This is a genomic window from Embleya sp. NPDC059213, from assembly GCF_042754445.1.
In the GTDB taxonomy this organism is placed as follows: Bacteria; Actinomycetota; Actinomycetes; order Streptomycetales; family Streptomycetaceae; genus Embleya.
In genome coordinates, this window is the sequence record NZ_JBHZAV010000196.1 from 1 (window position 1) to 17,366 (window position 17,366).

Below are 17,366 nucleotides of genomic sequence, written 5' to 3' on the forward strand. Positions count from 1 at the left end.
ACGCGGAGGAGGACCACCAGCGTCGCGAGGCCGCGGAGACCCGCAACCAGGCCGAGCAACTGGTGTACACCACCGAGAAGTTCATCAAGGACAACGGCGACAAGGTGCCGGCCGACGTCAAGACCGAGGTCGAGACGTCGCTGACCGAGCTCAAGGACGCGCTCAAGGGCGAGGACCTGGCCGCCATCCGCGACGCCGCGGAGAAGGTCGGCACCATCAGCCAACGCATGGGCAGTGCGATGTACGCGAACGCCCAGCCCGGCGCCGAGAGCGCGGCCGGAGCGGGCGCCGGAGCCGGACCCGGCACCGACGCCGACGACGACGTGGTCGATGCCGAGATCGTCGACGACGACAAGCGGGGAGGTGGTACCGGATGAACCGGACCTCCACCGGCCCGGGGCTGTTGCCGGTTCCCGTCGAACGTCCGCAATCGCCGATCCTGGCCGCTCTGTTGGCCGAGATCGCGGCGCTGCGCGGGCAGTTGGGCGAGCGAGCGGACGAACTGCGGCGGCTCCAGGCCGACTACGACACCTATCGGGCGCATGTGCGGCGGGATCGGCTCGCGATGCGCGAGGTCGCGCTGGCCAATGTGCTCACGCCGCTGTTGCCGGTGGTCGACGACTTCGACCGGGCCGGTGCCGCCGGCGCGGTGACCCCGGGGGTGGCCGGGGCGGTCGAGGCGCTGGAGCACACGCTGGCGGCGCTGGGATTGTCCGGGTTCGGCGCGGTCGGAGACGAGTTCGACCCGTACATCCACGACGCGTTGGCGTTTCGGGGCGAGCCCGGGACGGATCCGCCGATCTGTTCGGTGGTGCACACCCCCGGATACCGGGTGGGTGATCGGTTGTTGCGTCCGGCCCGGGTCACCGTGACCGGATCGCCGGCGGGCGACGGGCGGGCGGGCGAGGACCCGGCGTCGGCCGGCCGGGTCGCGGACGACGCGGAACCCGGATCGGGATGACGGAAGGGAGCGGAGCATCGTGGTGCGCGGGTCGCACCATGTCGGTGCGGAGGGGACGACCGGCACCGATCGGATCGGGGGCTTGGAGGCGACACTCATGCAGATCGTCGGATGGCACATCGAGATGGAGTTCAAGGAGGACGGCAAGCGCACCGAGGCCGCCGCACTCCTTCGGCTGCGGGACGGAACGGAGATGCGCTCGCATGCCCATGCGAGCCGCTTCCCGGAGGACCCGGATCAGCCGCAGGTCGGCGAGGAGATCGCGGCGGCCCGGGCGTTGACCGATCTGACCCGGCAGTTGCTGGACAAGGCGGCGGGTGAGATCGAGACGACGACTCGGCGGCCGGTGCAGTCGCTCTCCTGATTCGCGGATCCGGGTGGTCGGCCCGGCGCCGCGATCGGCGGCGGCGCGATCGGTGGGGGTTCGATCGTGCGGGTGTCGACGTGCCGCGCGTCGGCGGATTTTGCGCCACCGCCCCGGAGTTGTGGGGCTTGTGGCGAGGTGTCGACGGCGGCGGTACTCTTAGCGCGACCAGTCGATTACCGTGTGTGGTCGGTCGATGGTCACAGTCACCGGATGCGGCACCCCGTGCGAGGGAAGCGCGGGAGGGTGGCGCGCGATCGCCCGGTGTGCGTGCGACGGCGGGGGGCAGTGAGAAGCCGATGAGTGCGGCGATCGAGGTAGTCGTGATCACCCCGGTCCGGATCTATCGCGAAGCCACCATGCGCGCACTCGCCGACGAACCGGCGTTGCGCCTGGTCGGCTCCGGAGGCTCCGCCTCCGAGGCGGTGGCCGGCGCCCGCCGTCTGCGCCCCTCGGTACTCCTGCTCGATCTCGCGACGCCCGACAGCATCGCGGCGATCCGCGCGATTCGGCACGGCTCGCCGGAGACCCGACTGATCGCGCTCGGGGTGGACGAGGCGCGCGACGACGTGATCACCGCCGCGGAGGCCGGGGTGGCGGGCTTCATCGGGCTGGAGTACTCCGTGTTGGAGACCGCCGCGGCCATCGTCGGCGTGGTGCGTGGCGAGGCTTCGTGCAGTCCGCGGATCGCCGCGCTGCTGTTGCAACGGGTGCAGTCGCCCGCCATCGGTGCGCAGCGCGGGGTGCCCGCGTTGCCGGAGACGCTCACCGCGCGCGAACGGGAGATCCTCTTCCTGATGGCCGAGGGGATGAGCAATCACGAGATCGCCCGGCAGTTGTCCATCGGCCTCTCCACCGTCAAGACCCATGTGCACGCGGTACTGCGCAAGTTGGGAGTGCCGCATCGCGAGGCCGCGGCGATGTTGCTGCGCTCGGTGCGCACCCGGCGTGCGCCGGATCACGAACTGCCGGTCGACGGTGGGCAGAAGCGCTCCTGAAGTGGATGCGCCGTAGGGCGTGTCCTGAAGTTCCCCGGTGGATACACCCAGGGCGCGCGCACGCCGTGCGCGCGCCTGCCGGCGATGTGCGCGCTCCGCGGCCGGTTGTGGACGCCCGGCGGACGGGCATCCGCAACCGGCCTCGGTCCGTTCGGAAGTCGGGCCCGGTTTCGATGGGGTGGACCTCGATCTCCACCTCGGGTGGAGGTGGCGACGTCTGCGGTCCACCGCGGATCTACTCCCGGGCCGGCAAAGATCGTCCTTTCGGGTGGATGACGTGCTCCCGGCCGATGATCAAGGATCGCGACATGGCCGCCACCGCCTCGATCGCCGCGAGCGCATCCGCGATTCCCGACCTCTCCGGCCTGGAGCGGTGGATCGCGGACGTGTTGTCCCGGGCCGTGGCGGCGATCGACCGGCAGCCCGAGGAGAGTTCGCTGGAGCGGCTCTATCCGTCGTACGGCGAGGTGCTCGCCGCGCTGGCGGACGAACCGCGCCCGGAGCCCGTAGTAATAACGGGCCCACCGTTGCCCGCGCACATCGCCACGCCGCTGACCCGCCACGGCTTCGACGCGTTCGATCTGGCCGTCGTGGCGTTGGCGCTCGCACCCGACCTGGACCCCGCGTTCGGTCGGGTGATCGGGTGGCTGCAGCGGGATCCCGGGCAGCCGTACCCGACGCTCGACCTGCTCGCCCGGTTGTGCTGTGCGAACGGTGCGGACCGGGCGACGGTCGCGGTGCGGCTCTCGTCGGCGGGGCCACTGGTGCGCTGCGGGATGGTCGAGCCGCTCGGCACCGGCTCCGGGCCCTCGTACGCGAGCGCCGTGCGGCCCTCGGCCGTGCTGTTGCGGCGGATCTTCGCGGTGGCCCGACTGGCCGACGAACTGGTGCCGTTCGCGACCCTGGACACCTACGTGCCCGCCGGCGTGGCCGATCCGGAGACCGCCGAGGTGTTGGTCGGCCGGCTCGCGGGGGACGACCCGACGCTGACCCACCTCTACGGCGCGGCGCCGGCGCAGGGTCTGGATCTGGCCTGGTGGAGTGTGTCCCGGGCCGGTCGTCGGGCGTTGACCGTACGACCGGAGGCGCTGACCGACCCGGCCCTGGTGCGCGGACTGGCCGCCGAGGCGATCCTGCGAGAGGCCGTGCTCGTGGTGGACGCGCACACGCTGACGCCGGCCGCGTCGGTATGGGAGCGGTTCCCGCACGCCGTCGTGATCGGCGGTCCCGACTCGCTCGCGCCGACCGGGCCGGAGGTGCCGGCCGAGCGGGTGGTCTCGTTGCCCGTGCGGCGCGCGCCGGCGACGGGCGGCCCGGGCGGCCTCACCGCAGCGCTGGCCGAGTGGGGTGTGCGGGTCACCGGCGGTGTCGGGGCCGATCCACTGGCCGGGTGGACCCACCTCGCCGGCCCCGAACTGCGGCAGACCCTGGACGCGGTGGCCGCCAGGGCCCGGGGACGGGTCGAGGCGGGCGGCGAACCGCGGATCGCCGCGACCGAGGCGGCCGAGGTGGCCGCGCGGGTCACCGGCGGCGAACTGGGTCGGCTCGCCGCCCGGTTGAGCACATCGCAGGACTGGTCGGCGCTGGTCGTGCCGACCGACGTCGGCGAGCGGCTGCACGACGTGTGCGCGCATCTGGGCGCCCATCGCACGGTGCTCGACGAACACGGATTCGCCGCGCGGCCGGGCCAGGGACGCGGCGTGTCGGTGTTGTTCGCCGGGCCCAGCGGCACCGGCAAAACGTTCGCCGCGCGGCTGGTCGCGGGCCGGCTCGGACTGCCGCTCTATCGGGTGGACCTGGCGTCGGTGGTGTCCAAGTACATCGGCGAGACCGAACAGAACCTGGATGCGGTGTTCACCGCCGCCGCGCGCACCGACGCGGTGCTCCTGTTCGACGAGTGCGACGCGCTGTTCGGCAAACGCAGCGAGGTGCACGACGCGCGGGATCGCTACGCCAACCTGGAAGTGGCCTACCTGCTCCAGCGGTTGGAGGATCACGACGGGCTCGCGGTGCTGGCCACGAACCTGCTGCACCACATGGACGACGCGTTCATCCGGCGGCTGACCTACTGCGTGCACTTCCCGTTTCCCGAGGTCGCCGAGCGGCGGCGGATCTGGCAGGGCGTCTGGCCGCCCGCGCTGCCGCGCGACGTCGACGTGGACCTGGCCGAACTGGCGGAGAACTACCCGCTTTCCGGCGGCCACATCCACAACGTCGCGGTCGCGGCGGCGCACTTGGCGGCAGCCGACGGGCGGGTCCTGGACCGGGCCGCGGTGCTGCGCGCGATGGCACGCGAGTACGACAAGATCGGTCCCCTGCCACCGGCACCCGTCGCGCTCGGGGTGCTCTGATGGCGTCGGGCCCGAAGGCGGGCGGCGGCGCCGGGGCGCACCTGCCCGCCGCGCTGGAGTCGCGGACCGAGCACGCCCGGCCGCTGGACGCGTCGGTACGGGCTCCGATGGAGCGCTCGTTCGGTGCGTCGCTGGGTGACGTGGTGGTGCACACCGACGCCGAGGCGGCGGCGTCCGCCGATCGCCTGGACGCGAAGGCGTACGCGGTGGGTCGGCACGTCGTGTTCGGGCCGGGCCGCTACGACCCGCACTCGCCGGCCGGGCGGGCGCTGATCGGTCACGAACTCGCGCACGTGCTCCAGCAGCGGCGCGGTGGCCCGGCGCCCGGGCCGGACGGGGTGCACCCGTCGGGCACCGCCGCCGAGGGCGCCGCGCACGGCGCGGGCGCGCGGGCCGCCGCGGGACTGTCCGCGCCCGTTGCGGGCGGTACGGCGGCCGGGGTGTCGCGTGCACCCAAGGGCGAGGAGGACCAGGCCGCGGCCAAGGCGGAGGCGCGTGCCCTCAACATGCAGAACCTGGGCATGGCGGAGGGAGTCCTGCTGGAACTGGCCGGGATCCCGGACACCCTGGTCGGGTTCGTGTACAGCGTGCAGGAGTTGCGGGGGCAGGCCGTCGACAGGGTGACGTCGGACCTGGACCTGAGCGCCGAGAACCGGGCACGGGTGCGGGCCACATCCGATGCGTTGGCCGGCGCGCCGGTGCTGGACGCGGTGCGCGACTGGGCCAAGACGGTCGATCTGGTCGATCCGACGACCCATGCACCCACCATCGCCCCACTGGTCACCGCAGGCGGTGACTGGGTCGAGAAGAAGTACGACCAGACCTTCGGGACCACGAGGCCGCAGAACGACGACCTGTTCACCGATCGGGAGTTGTACGAGATCTTCGGGCAACTGGGCGCGAAGGTCGTGCTCACGGCGCTCGACGTCGAGGTGGTCAAGACCGCGCTTGCCGCGGTGAACATCGTGGGTGCCATCAAGCCGATCATCGACGCCTTCAACAGGATTCCGCACGGCGGGTCGCCCACCGAGGAATTCTGGACGGCCGTGGTCGCCGCGGTGCTCACCGTGGCCGGCATGCGCGCGGGCGGTGCCAACAAGAAGATCGCCCGGCTGCTGATCGACCTGGCGTTGGCGGGGGTGACGCTCAAGCCGTTGGTGGTGCGGATGGCGCAGGACTGGGCGCGGGCGCCCGGAGCGGACCGGGACGCCGCGCTCAAGCAGGACGCGAAGGACTTGGCGAAGGCCGTCCTGGCTCTGCTGCACCAGATTCTTCTGCAGGCCGCGCTGAGCCGGACTGCGAAGGCTCGTGGTGAGGGGGCACCGGCGGCCGGCTCGCCGAAGGCGGGCAAGGAGGAATCGACGGCACCGACGCAGCCACGCTCGGGCGGCGAGCCGCGCACTCCGTTGGACACGCCGGCGCCACCGGTGACCGCGCCCGCCGTCGTGCCGCCGACACCCGCGGTGCCGGCTGCCGCGCCGAAGGCCGGCGGTACGAAGCCCACTGTCACGAACGTTCCGGGGAAGGCCGCGGCCAAGCGCACCGGGCACACGTCGCAGGCCGTGACGCCGGTCCCGGCGGCCGGTACGGCTGAGCAGGCCGGCGCGACGAGCGCGAGTTCGGCGAAGGCCGAGCCGGGGCCGGCGGGTTCGGCGGGTTCGGTCGAGCAGGTTCCGGTGCCCAAGGCCGCGCCGGTGAAGGCACCGGTGAAGGCACTCTCGGTGCCTCCGGGCAAGGCCGCCTCCGGATCGGCCGACGTCGGAGAGGCGCAACACGGCGCGGGGACGGCTGCGCCGGCCCCGGCGAAGGCTCCGGTCCCGAAGGCCAAGGCGGCTGCGGCGCAGAAGGCGTCGGACGGAAAGGCGGCTGCGGCGGCTCGGAAGGAGGCCGCAGCGAAGAAGGTTGCCGACCGCAAGGCAGCGACCGGGGCCCGGAAAGAGGCTGCGGCGGCTCGGAAGGAGGCCGCGGCGAAGAAGGTTGCCGACCGCAAGGCGGCGACCGGGGCCCGGAAGGAAGACGCCGCGAAGAAGGCCGCCGACAAGAAGGCGGCGACCGCGGCCCGAAAGGAGGCCGCGGCGAAGAAGGCCGCCGACCGCAAGGCGGCTGCGGACAGGGCCGCATCGGCGAAAGCCGCACCGAAGACGACCGAGCAGGCTCATCGGCAGCAGCTCAAGGAGGCCAAGGCCCGGGCCAAGGAGTCGCGCGCCGGCATCTTCTCGGACGAGGACACCTACAACCGGCTGAAGACCTATTACGAGGGCCAGTCGGACCGCGTGCTCGCGGCTCTGGAGAAGAGCGGCGATTCCGTGGCCGGGGCGGTCCTGACCGAGCGGTATCGGCGACGTTCGGGAGCCGACGTGGAGCGCGAAAGGGCGAGCGAATATCGGCCTCCGCACCAGGCGCACGTGGTGGTCGTCGACGACGAGACCGGCCTCCTGGTGCGGGACGGGACGACGATTCACAGCGGTGGTGTCGGCAAGGCGCGGCGGGCGGAGGTGGGGATGCGGCAGGCCAACGACGAGAGCCACACCGAGTTCAAGGCGGTGCACGAGATCCCGCTGAAGCCCGGGCAGACGATGCACATCATCGGCCAGTACGACCCCTGCGGCCCCTGTGTGCGGGCGATGCGGCAAGCCGCGAACCGCACCGGAGGCCGGATCACCTACTGGTGGCAGGGTGCGCCCGACAACGAGGCCCTCGTCTTCGAACCGGCCTCCCCGAAGGGCAAAAAGCCGTGATCGACATCCTCGACCTGATCATTCGGGAGACGCTGGTCGCCGGGGTGCCCGGGCTGACGAGTGCGCGGATCGGGTTTCAGCCGCCCGACGACGACTGGCGACAGCGGGTCGGCGCGAGTACCGGGGTGTGGGTCAACTGTGCGCTGGTGGACCTGCGCGAGGATCGGCATCGGCGGATGAACATCCGGCGGCGGGTCGGCACCCCCGCCGGGATCGTGGACCGCCGGGAGCCGGCGTGGATCCGCTGCCACTACCTGATCACCGCGTGGAACGCGGCCAAGGACAGTGCCCAGATGCCCGCCACCGAGCAGGAGCACACGGTGCTCGGTGCGGTCCTGACGTTGCTGCTCGACGCGGACCCGATGGTCGCCTCGGCGATCCTGACACCCGAGCAACTGGCCAAGCTGCCCTCGACGTTGCGTGACGCGGAGCTGCCGGTGGAGGTGGTGCCGCCGGACGGCTTCGGCAAGCTCGCCGAGTTCTGGGGCACCGTCGGCCGGGCCACCTCGTGGCGGCCGGCCGTGTATCTGATCGTCACCATGCCGGTCCCGGAACCGGATCGGCGGCTCGACGGCGTCGTGCACACGGTGCTGACCTCCTACGACGCCGTCCCGGGGGAAACCGGTGCCGGCGAGCAACTCGCCGACGTGGGCGGCCTGGTGCTCGACGCCACCGGCGGCCCTGCGGTGCCGCCGATCCCGGTGCCGGACGCGGACGTCGTGTTGGCGGACCCGGCGGGCCGCGAGGTGGCACGGGTGCGCAGCGGCGACGACGGGCGCTTCGTGCTCGTCGGCCTGCGGCCGGGCGCCTACCTGGCGCGGGTCACCGCCGCCGGACTGCCGCCGCCCGCACCCGCCGACGTCCAGGTCCCCGGTTCACCCGACGCGTTGATCGAACTGCGCTTCACCTGAGAGGACACCCGCCATGGCCGTGCAGGTCTCGTACCCCGGCGTCTACATCGAAGAGACCGAGCCCGCCGCGCCCATCCAGGGCGTGTCGACCAGTGTCGCGGCGTTCATCGGCATCAGCGCACAGGGGCCGATCGCCGAACCCACCCTGGTGACCAGCCCGGACGCGTTCACCGCGCTGTTCGGGCCGCCGGTGGACGGCGGCGAAGTGCCCTACTATCTGCCGCTCGCGGTGGACGGGTTCTTCCGCAACGGCGGCACCCAGTGCTTCGTGCTGCGGGTGGGCACCGCCGCACCCGCAGGTGCCGATCTGCCGGGTCGCGCGACGGGCGCACCGGCGGTGGCTCGCGCGGTGGCGCTGGTGGACGGCCCGGACGGCGCGGGTGGTTCGGTGCGGATCGTGGATTCGAGCGCGTTGGCCGCCGCGTTGACCGCGGCGGGCGCCGGGACGGATCTGCCGGTGGTGCGCGGGACGGCGAACATCACCGCCGTGGACGCCACCCGGCGGGTGCTCACGGTGAACGCGGTCGACGGTCTGGCCGCCGGTGAACGGGTGTCGGTGGCCAAGGGCGCGGAGACCCGGACGCTGCGGGTGAAGTCGGTGCAGGCGCCGGACACGATCGTGCTCGACGAGGGTCTGTCCGGCACGATCGACTTCGTCGGCGGCACGGTGACCTCGGCCGATCCGGTCGCCGGCGACACGGTGTTGCGGTTCACCGTGCCGGCCGGTGTCGCGCTGCGCCCGCTGGTACCGGTCGGCTCGTCGGTGCGGATCGGCGACGGCACCAGCACCGAGTGGGGGATCGTCGCCGCGGTCACCAACGACGCGATCACCCTGCGCAGGCCGCTCACCAAGACCTACAAGCTGACCGGGCCCACCCGGGTGGCCACGGCCGAGTTCGACCTCACCGTCACCGACCGCGACGGCAGCGTGGCCACCTACCCGAACCTGTCCACGACGGCCTCGCATCCGCGCTGGTGGGGCGGCCCGGCGGTGCCCGCGAACTACCTGCGGATCGTGATTCCGGCGAACGCCCCGACGCCGGCGGGCGATCCGCGGCCCAAGGCCGGGACGTACGTGTTGGCGGGTGCGGTCGCCGACGCCCCGGCGACGTCCTGGGCGGATGTCGCCGGGCGGATCGACGAGCATCTGCGGCTGTTGCGGCCGATCGACGAGATCTCGCTGGTCCTGGCCCCGGGTTGTACCGACATCGGCGCGCAGCGGGCGATCGTCGAGCACTGCGAGTCGCTCCACGACCGCTTCGCGATCCTGGACAGTGCGCCCGGCGTCGACGTGGTCACCGTCAAGGCGCAACGCGCGCAGCTCACCGGCGCGTTGGACAAGGGCTTCGCGGCGTTGTACTACCCGTGGATCCAGCTCCGCGACCCGTCGAAGGCGGCGGTGGTGCTCCAGCCGCCGTCCGGGCACATCGCCGGGATCTACGCGCACACCGACGCGACCCGCGGGGTGCACAAGGCCCCGGCCAATGTCGGCATCGCGGGTGCGCTCGGGTTGGAACGCCGGCTCGGCGACGCGGATCAGGGCCTGCTCAACCCGGACGGCGTGAACGCGCTGCGGATCCTGCCCGGACGCGGGTCGCCGGTGGTGTGGGGCGCGCGGACCACGACGGGCGACCGCAACTGGCAGTACATCAACGTGCGGCGGTTGTTCCTGTTCCTGGAGGAGTCGATCCAACTCGGGCTGCGCGGCGCCGTGTTCGAGCCGAACGACCTGGAGTTGTGGGGCCGGCTCCGGCACACCCTCACCGAATTCCTCACCCGGGTCTGGCGGGACGGCGCGCTGTTCGGCGCCAAGGCCAAGGACGCCTTCTTCGTCCGCATCGACGAGGCGTTGAATCCGCCCGGCACCCGCAAACTCGGGTTGCTCTACATCGAGGTCGGCGTACAGCCGGTCTATCCGGCGGAGTTCATCGTGGTCCGGATCGGCATCTGGGACGGCGGCGCGGAGGTGAGCGAACAGTAGCGGGCCGGCCGCGCGCGGCGGCGCGCACCAGACCGCGGGCGGGCCCGTTCGCGGGCACCCAGGATCGGCAACGGACAGGCAGCGGAGGACGCCGTGAGCACGGGCGATATCCAGGATCCCTTTGTCAACTTCAACTTCAAGGTCGAACTCGACGGCATCATCCGGGTCGGGTTCCACGAGGTGACCGGCCTCGACGCGACGGTGGACGTGATCGAGCACCGCGAGGGCGGGTGGAACATCACCCCGTACAAGTTCCCCGGTCAGGCGAAGTACGCGAACATCATGCTCAAGTGGGGCATGACCACCGACACCGAGTTGTACGAGTGGCATCAGCAGATCGTCGAGGGCGACATCCTGCGGCGCAACGGCGCGGTGTTGTTGTTGGATCGGCGCGGGGTGGTGACCGCGCGGTGGAACTTCGTCCGGGCCTGGCCGACCAAGTACACCGCGCCGCCGCTGACCGCCGAGTCCGACGACATCGCGATCGAGGCCCTCGAACTGGTCCACGAGGGTCTGGTGCGAGTCCAGTGACGATGCTGCAGATCGAACACGATTTCACCCTGCCGATCGGGCTGCTCGGCGAGGACGGCGCGCTGCATCGCGACGGCACGATGCGATTGGCCACCGCCGCCGACGAGATCCTGCCGCTGGCCGACCCGCGCGTGCAGCGCAATCCGGCCTACCTGTCGGTGATTCTGCTCAGCCGGGTGGTCATCCGGGTGGGTGGCGTGGAGACGGTGACGCCGCGCACCATCGAGACCCTGTTCGCCGCCGACCTGGCGCATCTCCAGGAGCTCTACAACCGGATCAACACCGCGGACGAGCCGGTCCGTTCGGCACCCGGGTCCTGCCCGAACTGCGGTGAGGAGGTCCGTCCGGGCCACGAGCGCCTGGGGGGATCCGTGGATATCCGGTCGATCGGCTGAGGGAGGAGATCGCCTTCGTCGCCTACCACCTGCACTGGTCGCATGCCGAGCTGATGGGCCTCGACCACGGCGAGCGCCGTCGGTGGGTGGAGCGGGTGTCGGCCATCAACCAACGCCTCAACGAGGCGAACTAGCGCCGGGCGCACCGGGCGTGGCGATTCCCGAGGACGGCACATCGGTCGCCGGGGCGAATACCGGGCACCGACCGCCGACTTCGAGGCGAGGACCGCACACCGAGCACCGCACACCGAGCACCGGGCACCGAGCACCGGGCACCGAGCCGAGTACCGCACACCCGACAACCGCACACCACGAGACCCGCACCGCGAGATACCTACCGCGAAAGGAGAAGACCGTGATCGTCACGGCAGCACCCGCACCATCGGCCGGATGGCCGGTCCGATCCGCCTCGGCGGCGATGCTCGCCGGCGTCCGGTCCCGGGCCGAGGGCATCGCCGGTCATCGGGCCGCCGGCCGGGTGGAGCCCTGGTCGCCCGGGGTCGGCCTGGTGTTGCACCTGCCGCCGCGTCCGGCCCTCGGGCGCGCACCGCGTCCGACGCCCGGGGCCGCTCCGGACATCCGGCGCTGCGCACACGTGCGACTGGACGTGCGGGTGAGCGTGCCACGCATGGTCGCGCTCGGCGGCCCGCAGCCGGGCGGGTCGTTCGGCGCGCCGGCCGCCGGATCGGGTCGGTTGCCCGCGCCGGTGTTGCGGACCGCGTTCGCGGGGCCCGGTCGTGCGGTGGCCGAACGGGCGCGGGTGACCCGCGAGTTGTACGAGCACGGCGTCGACCACGGTCGGCGGATCGAGGAACCGGGCCGGCCCGGCGCGACCCCGCGTGCGGGTGGGCCGGCCGCCCCGCCCGGCCGGAGCCGCGGCCCGCGCGGTGGCTTGACGTTGGCGCTGCCCGGCCGCCCGGCGCCGACCCCGACCCCGGCCGAGCGGCAGCCCGCGCCGGCCGACCCGTCGGTGCGCGCGCGGGGCGATCAGGCGTACGGCCCCGGCGCGCCGGCGCCCGCGCTCACCTCGGCCGATCTGCCGCGCCTGGTGGACGGGGTGGTCCGGGAGATCGACCGTCGGGTGCTGGCCCGCCGGGAACGTCGGGGGTGGAGCCGATGACCGTGATGGAACGCGCGACGATCACCAACAGCGTCACCGGGGCCCGTACCCGGGTGTTGTTCAATCCGGAGGACTACACGATCAACCGGGACACCACCTACGCCCAACTCCCGGTGCCGGGGCTGTCCGCGCCGATCGTGCAGTTCGTGCACGGCAACGCGCAGACGCTGGAGATGGAGCTGTTCCTCGACTCGCTGGAGGCGAACGACCAGGCGGGCGCGGGCAGCGACGTCCGGATCCTGGTCCGGCGGATCGTGGATCTGATGGACATCGATCCCACGTTGCACGCGCCGCCGCCGCTGGTGTTCGCGTGGGCCGGCCTGACCTTCACGTGCGTGCTGACCCGGGTCGTACAGAAGTTCGTCATGTTCAAGCCGGACGGCACCCCGGTGCGGGCCCGACTGACGGTCTCCTTCAGCGAGTTCCGCAATGTGGACATGGAGGCCAAGGAGGTCAAGCGGCAGACCTCGGACTACACCAAGGCACACACCGTGGTCGCCGGGGAGAGTGTGCAGTCGATCGCCTGGCGCGAGTACGGCTCGGCGTCCGCGTGGCGGCCGATCGCGCTGCACAACGGCCTGGACGATCCGCGGGTGTTGCCGGTCGGCGCGACACTTCAGTTGCCCCGCCTGCCGTATCGGGACCCGGCCACGAACGAAGTCTTCGACGCGCCGCCCAGGGAGGTGCCCGCATGAGCGCGTTCCCGCAGTACGCCCCGGAGATGCGGCTGCGCTTCGCCGGCCGGCCGGCGCCGGCGGCGTTGCGCGGCTCGGTCACCGGCGTGGTCTGCCAGACCGGCATGGGCGACGCCGATCGGCTGGAGGTGTCGCTCGCCAACGAGGGGTTGCGCTGGCTGGACGACCCGCTGTTCCGGCTGGACACCGAGGTGAGCATCGCGCTCGGCTACGCGCCGGACGAGCCGAGCCGGCTGTTCGTGGGCGAAGTCGTGGGCACCGAGGCGAGTTTCCCCTCCGACGGCATGCCGATGTTGCGGGTGGTCGCGCAGGACCGGCGGACCCGACTCGCCGCCGCCTCGCCGGCACGCTGGTTCGGCGTACCGGTGCCCAAGCTCGGGGTGATTCCGCTGCCGGACCTGGTGGTCGCGCCGCTGCTCGCGGTCGAACACGGCATGGTGCCGCTGCTCGACCCGCTGGGCGCGTTCCTGTCCGCGGCGCTGGGTGTGGTGGACGTGGTGGCCACCATCGAGGACCCGAGCATGCGCCAACGGGTGGTGCGCCGCCAACACTCCGAGACCACGCTCGACTTCCTGAAGAAGATCGCGGTGGAGAACGCGTGGGAGTTGATCGTCGACCACGACGCGGAACCGGCAGGCTTCGTGCTTCGGTTGATGTCGCCCGCAGGGAACCTCTCCTCCGACGTGACCTTGCGCTACGGGCGTTCGCTGATGGAGTTCACCCCGCGGATCAGTACGGTGGGCCAGGTCGCGAGGGTGTCGGTGCGGGTGTGGCGACCGGAGATCGGGCTCGAACTGACCGTCTCGGTCGGCTACGACTGGGATCGTCAGGCGCTCGCGATCGCGGTGACACCGGGATTCGCGCAGCCGCCCGGCGACGCTCCGGGGGCGGCGGACGCACGGCCCGCCCGCGAGGTGCTCCTGGTCGACGAGCCGGTGACCATCGCCACCGCGCCGCGGCTGATCGTGTCCAAGCTGCTGCCGAGGTTGAACCGGCGCGTCACCGCGAGTGGGACGTGCGTCGGCGATCCGCGGATCACCGCCGGACGGGTGTTGCGGATCGAGGGCGTCGGGGAGACGTTCGGCGGCCTGTGGCGGGTGGTTTCGGCGCAGCACACCCTCGACGGCGGCGGCTATCGCACCTCGTTCGACCTGCGCAAGGAGATCTGGTTCGGCGGCATCCCGCCCGCGTCCCAGGGCGCGGTCCGGGTCCAGGGCGGGTTGTTGTCGCTGCCGGCGCCCAATTCGTGAACAACCGCCCGCCCGCCTCGACCCGTTGCCGTGTATCGCTCGATTCCTGGGAGGACCGCATGTTCGAACCGCTCTTCGACGCCCTCGACGACATCCACGAGTCCGACAGCCCGCGGGTGACCGGCGTGGCGCCCGCCACGGTGGTGGACAACCTGGACCTGACCGGGGCCGGCCGGGTGCAGGTCAAGTACGCGTGGTTGCCGGGTGTCGAGCCCTGGGCGCGGGTGTGCGCCACGGTGGCCGGCTCCGGCTCGGGGGTGTGGTTCATGCCGCAACCGGACGACGAGGTGTTGGTCGCGTTCCGCGGCGGCGACGTGCGCGAGCCGTACGTGCTCGGGGGGTTGTGGACGATGACCTCGCGTCCCCCGGTGGACCTGCCCACCGACTCGGTCACCAAGCGGGCCATCCGCACGCCGGTGGGCCACGAGGTGGTCATCGACGACCTCGTGCAGTCGATCACGTTGACCCACGCGCTGGGGCACTCGATCGAGCTCGCCGTCGACGGGATCACCCTGGCCGTGGCCGGCGGCGCCGCGAAGATCTCGCTGAGCACGTCCGGCGCGGTGACCGTCTCGGGCACCCGCTCGGTGGAGGTGAGCGGCCTGGACGTGAGCGTCAAGGCGGGCAACGGTCTGTCCGCGAACGCGACCCGCGCGGACATCCAGGCCGCCGCGACGTGCAGCATCCAGGGCGCCATCGTGAAGATCAACTGACCTGTTCCCGTTCGCCGTTGCCCCTGTCCGATCACCCCCAAGGAGGCCGCCCGTGCCCGCAGCAGCGCGTGTCACCGACCCCACCGGTCACCCCGGCCTGGTCACGGGACCCGGCGTGCCCACCGTGCTGATCGGCGGACTGCCCGCCGCCGTGCAGGGCGACATGCACGCGTGCGCGTTCCCACCACCCGCCGTGCACCCGCCGTCGCCGTTCACCAAGGGCTCCGCGACGGTGCTCGTCGGGGGGCGCGGCGCGCTGCGCCAGGGCGACCTGGCGGGCTGCGGCGCGCCGGTGGTGGCGGGTGTGCCGACCGTGTTGATCGGAGGTTGACGGTGGCCGAACCGACCGCTCCGGCGACCCCCGACCCGGTGGGGCGTACGCCCGACGATGCCGCGGTGCTGGGGCGGGGCTGGGCCGCGCCGGCCCGGCTGGACCCGCTGGGTGAGGCGGCCCAGGCGGCGGGGCCGGAGAAGGTCCGGCAGTCGGTGCTGCTCATCCTGGGCACCCGGCGCGGCGAGCGGGTGATGCGGCCCGACTTCGGGGCCGGACTGGAGGACATGTTGTTCGAGCCGGTCACCGCGGCCACCGCCGCACTGGTGCGACTGCGGGTGGAACAGGGTTTGACCGCGTGGGAGCCGCGGATCGACGTGCTGGGCGTGGACGTGTCGGTGGCCGATCGTGCGGCCGGTCGGCTCGACGTGCGCATCGACTACCGGATCCGGGCCACCAACACCTTCTACAACCTGGTCTATCCGTTCCATCTGCACGAGGGGGCGGCCACGTGAGCGCGCCGCGCAGTAGGGCCGAGGTGGTCGCCGCGTTGTTGGCCGCGCGTACCGGGTGGGTGCCCGACTGGCATCCCACCCCGGGCGGACCGTCGATGGGCGTGGCGCACGGGCTCGGCGCGCTGCTGGCCGCGTTGGAGGAGCGGCTGGCCGCGCTGCCGGATCGGCAACTGGCCGCGCTGCTCGACCTGGTGGGGGTGTCGCTGCTGCCCGCGCAGGGCGCCGCCGGCACCGTGTTGTTGCAGGCGCTGCCCGGGGTGAGCGGGGCCCGGGTGAGCGCCGGGTCGCGGCTGGGTGCCACCGTGCCCGGACAGGACGCGCCGCTGATCTTCGAGACCCGCGAGACGGTGGCGCTGGCGGGCGCGCCGCTGGTCGAGGTGTGGAGCCTGGACCCGGGCGCGGACGCCGCCGCCGACCACTCGGCCGACGTGCCGGCCCGCCGCCCGGTCACGCTGTTCACCGGACTGCGGCCCGCCGTACGGGAGTTGTACCTCGCGCACGAGACGCTATTGGCGTTCGCCGGGCGGGCGACGGTGGAGATCACCATCGCGTTGCGCCGGCCGGCCTCGGCCGCGCTGCGGATCACCTGGACGTGGTGGGACGGCACGGCCTGGCGGCCGTTCGCGCCCTGGGGCGCCGGCGACGACGCGTCCCGGGACGGGACTCTGGGCCTGACCCGCTCCGGCACGGTGCGTCTGGTCGCGCCGTGTGCGACGGCGGTGGCCACCACCGTCTCGGGCACCGAGTCGTATTGGCTCCGGGCCCGGTTGGATTCGCAACTGAGCGGGCGGCCGGGCTTCGTGGCACCGGAGTTGGCGCACCTGCGGCTCGCGACGGTCGGTTCGCACGCCCGCCTGGCGCTGTTCGCGGGTCCGCCGACCGGTGCCGACACGACGGTGACCATCCACGCCGCGCACGGCACCGCGGCGCCGGACGCGGCGACCCTGCACGTCGTGGACACCACGGCGGGCGGCAAGGAGAACCTCGCCGCGAAGCCCGACACCCCGGTCGTCGTCGCGGCCGCACACCAGGGCCACACCGTACGGTTCGGCGTCACCGTGCCGCCGACCGCCGCCGACACGTTCACCGCGGGCACGGCCGTGCCGAAGCCGGGCGTGGACTATTTTCCGTTGGACGACCCCGACGACCTCACCGCGCCGCTGGCCCTGGACGCCCCCGCCCACCTGGACCTGACCCTGCGAACCGGCCTGGTTCCGGACAAGGCGGTCGCCGACGCGCAGGCGGTGGACCTGACCCGGGCGTTCACCCCGCTGGGCCCGGCACCGGTGCGCGGCAGCGCGTTCCACGTGGCCTGCGACGCCGCGTTCGCCAAGCCGGGCGCCCGGGTGACCGTGGTGGTGGGCCGCCCCCGCACCGCGGCCGAGGAGGCCGACCAGCGCACCGGCGAACTGACCGGCGGGGTACAGAACGCCAAGGAGTTCCGCGACAAGACGGTGGCCGACATCCGCGCCGTGGCGACCAGGTTGGCCGCGCTGACGGCGGTCAGCGGCGACCTGGGACGAGCGGTGGTCTCGCCGCTGTCCGGCGAGGACCCGACCACGTGGTACACCC

The 17,366-nt window shown here is 72.6% G+C and carries 18 protein-coding genes; all 18 read left to right on the forward strand.

Annotated elements, in window-relative coordinates; all coding sequences use genetic code 11:
• The coding region (locus ACFXMF_RS40060; RefSeq protein ID WP_360318149.1) for an Hsp70 family protein at positions 1 to 377 on the forward strand (377 nt) is incomplete at its 5' end.
• On the forward strand, positions 374 to 961 hold the full coding sequence (gene grpE, locus ACFXMF_RS40065; RefSeq protein ID WP_360318146.1) for a nucleotide exchange factor GrpE: 588 nt from the start codon (positions 374 to 376) through the stop codon (positions 959 to 961). The genes ACFXMF_RS40060 and grpE, both read left to right, overlap by 4 nt.
• Before the next feature lie 97 nt (positions 962 to 1,058).
• Positions 1,059 to 1,325 (forward strand): DUF1876 domain-containing protein, encoded by a 267-nt coding sequence (locus tag ACFXMF_RS40070; protein WP_360318144.1) that lies wholly within the window; start codon positions 1,059 to 1,061, stop codon positions 1,323 to 1,325.
• A 299-nt stretch (positions 1,326 to 1,624) separates the two neighbouring features.
• A complete protein-coding gene (locus ACFXMF_RS40075) occupies positions 1,625 to 2,323 on the forward strand; it encodes a response regulator transcription factor (RefSeq protein ID WP_360318141.1) in 699 nt (232 codons plus the stop codon).
• 308 nt (positions 2,324 to 2,631) lie between these two features.
• On the forward strand, positions 2,632 to 4,674 hold the full coding sequence (locus ACFXMF_RS40080) for an AAA family ATPase (RefSeq protein WP_379988971.1): 2,043 nt from the start codon (positions 2,632 to 2,634) through the stop codon (positions 4,672 to 4,674).
• Positions 4,674 to 7,412 (forward strand): DUF4157 domain-containing protein, encoded by a 2,739-nt coding sequence (locus ACFXMF_RS40085; protein WP_380021064.1) that lies wholly within the window; start codon positions 4,674 to 4,676, stop codon positions 7,410 to 7,412. Before ACFXMF_RS40080 ends, ACFXMF_RS40085 begins: the two co-directional genes overlap by 1 nt.
• On the forward strand, positions 7,409 to 8,323 hold the full coding sequence (locus ACFXMF_RS40090; protein ID WP_360318133.1) for a Pvc16 family protein: 915 nt from the start codon (positions 7,409 to 7,411) through the stop codon (positions 8,321 to 8,323). The genes ACFXMF_RS40085 and ACFXMF_RS40090 overlap by 4 nt, the downstream gene beginning before the upstream one ends.
• Positions 8,324 to 8,336: 13 nt before the next feature.
• On the forward strand, positions 8,337 to 10,304 hold the full coding sequence (locus ACFXMF_RS40095; RefSeq protein ID WP_360318130.1) for a phage tail sheath subtilisin-like domain-containing protein: 1,968 nt from the start codon (positions 8,337 to 8,339) through the stop codon (positions 10,302 to 10,304).
• A gap of 93 nt (positions 10,305 to 10,397) precedes the next feature.
• Positions 10,398 to 10,835 carry a phage tail protein gene (locus ACFXMF_RS40100; RefSeq protein ID WP_360318128.1) on the forward strand — a complete coding sequence of 146 codons (438 nt, stop codon included), beginning with the start codon at positions 10,398 to 10,400 and terminating at the stop codon, positions 10,833 to 10,835.
• A 2-nt stretch (positions 10,836 to 10,837) separates the two neighbouring features.
• Positions 10,838 to 11,230 (forward strand): hypothetical protein, encoded by a 393-nt coding sequence (locus ACFXMF_RS40105; protein ID WP_379988968.1) that lies wholly within the window; start codon positions 10,838 to 10,840, stop codon positions 11,228 to 11,230.
• Positions 11,231 to 11,280: 50 nt separating this feature from the next.
• On the forward strand, positions 11,281 to 11,364 hold the full coding sequence (locus tag ACFXMF_RS40110; protein WP_380018110.1) for a hypothetical protein: 84 nt from the start codon (positions 11,281 to 11,283) through the stop codon (positions 11,362 to 11,364).
• A gap of 221 nt (positions 11,365 to 11,585) precedes the next feature.
• Positions 11,586 to 12,350, forward strand: a complete 765-nt coding sequence (locus ACFXMF_RS40115) for a hypothetical protein (RefSeq protein ID WP_379988966.1) — start codon at positions 11,586 to 11,588, stop codon at positions 12,348 to 12,350.
• On the forward strand, positions 12,347 to 13,045 hold the full coding sequence (locus ACFXMF_RS40120; protein ID WP_360318120.1) for a peptigoglycan-binding protein LysM: 699 nt from the start codon (positions 12,347 to 12,349) through the stop codon (positions 13,043 to 13,045). Before ACFXMF_RS40115 ends, ACFXMF_RS40120 begins: the two co-directional genes overlap by 4 nt.
• Positions 13,042 to 14,295: a hypothetical protein gene (locus ACFXMF_RS40125; protein WP_360318117.1), complete on the forward strand. Its 1,254-nt coding sequence runs from the start codon at positions 13,042 to 13,044 to the stop codon at positions 14,293 to 14,295. The genes ACFXMF_RS40120 and ACFXMF_RS40125 overlap by 4 nt, the downstream gene beginning before the upstream one ends.
• A 59-nt stretch (positions 14,296 to 14,354) precedes the next feature.
• A complete protein-coding gene (locus ACFXMF_RS40130; RefSeq protein ID WP_360318114.1) occupies positions 14,355 to 15,008 on the forward strand; it encodes a phage baseplate assembly protein V in 654 nt (217 codons plus the stop codon).
• Positions 15,009 to 15,060: 52 nt separating this feature from the next.
• A complete protein-coding gene (locus ACFXMF_RS40135) occupies positions 15,061 to 15,339 on the forward strand; it encodes a PAAR domain-containing protein (protein ID WP_360318111.1) in 279 nt (92 codons plus the stop codon).
• A gap of 2 nt (positions 15,340 to 15,341) precedes the next feature.
• Positions 15,342 to 15,794, forward strand: a complete 453-nt coding sequence (locus ACFXMF_RS40140; protein ID WP_360318109.1) for a GPW/gp25 family protein — start codon at positions 15,342 to 15,344, stop codon at positions 15,792 to 15,794.
• Positions 15,791 to 17,366, forward strand: a 1,576-nt coding sequence (locus tag ACFXMF_RS40145; RefSeq protein ID WP_380021066.1) for a hypothetical protein, incomplete at its 3' end; no start/stop codon positions are given. The genes ACFXMF_RS40140 and ACFXMF_RS40145, both read left to right, overlap by 4 nt.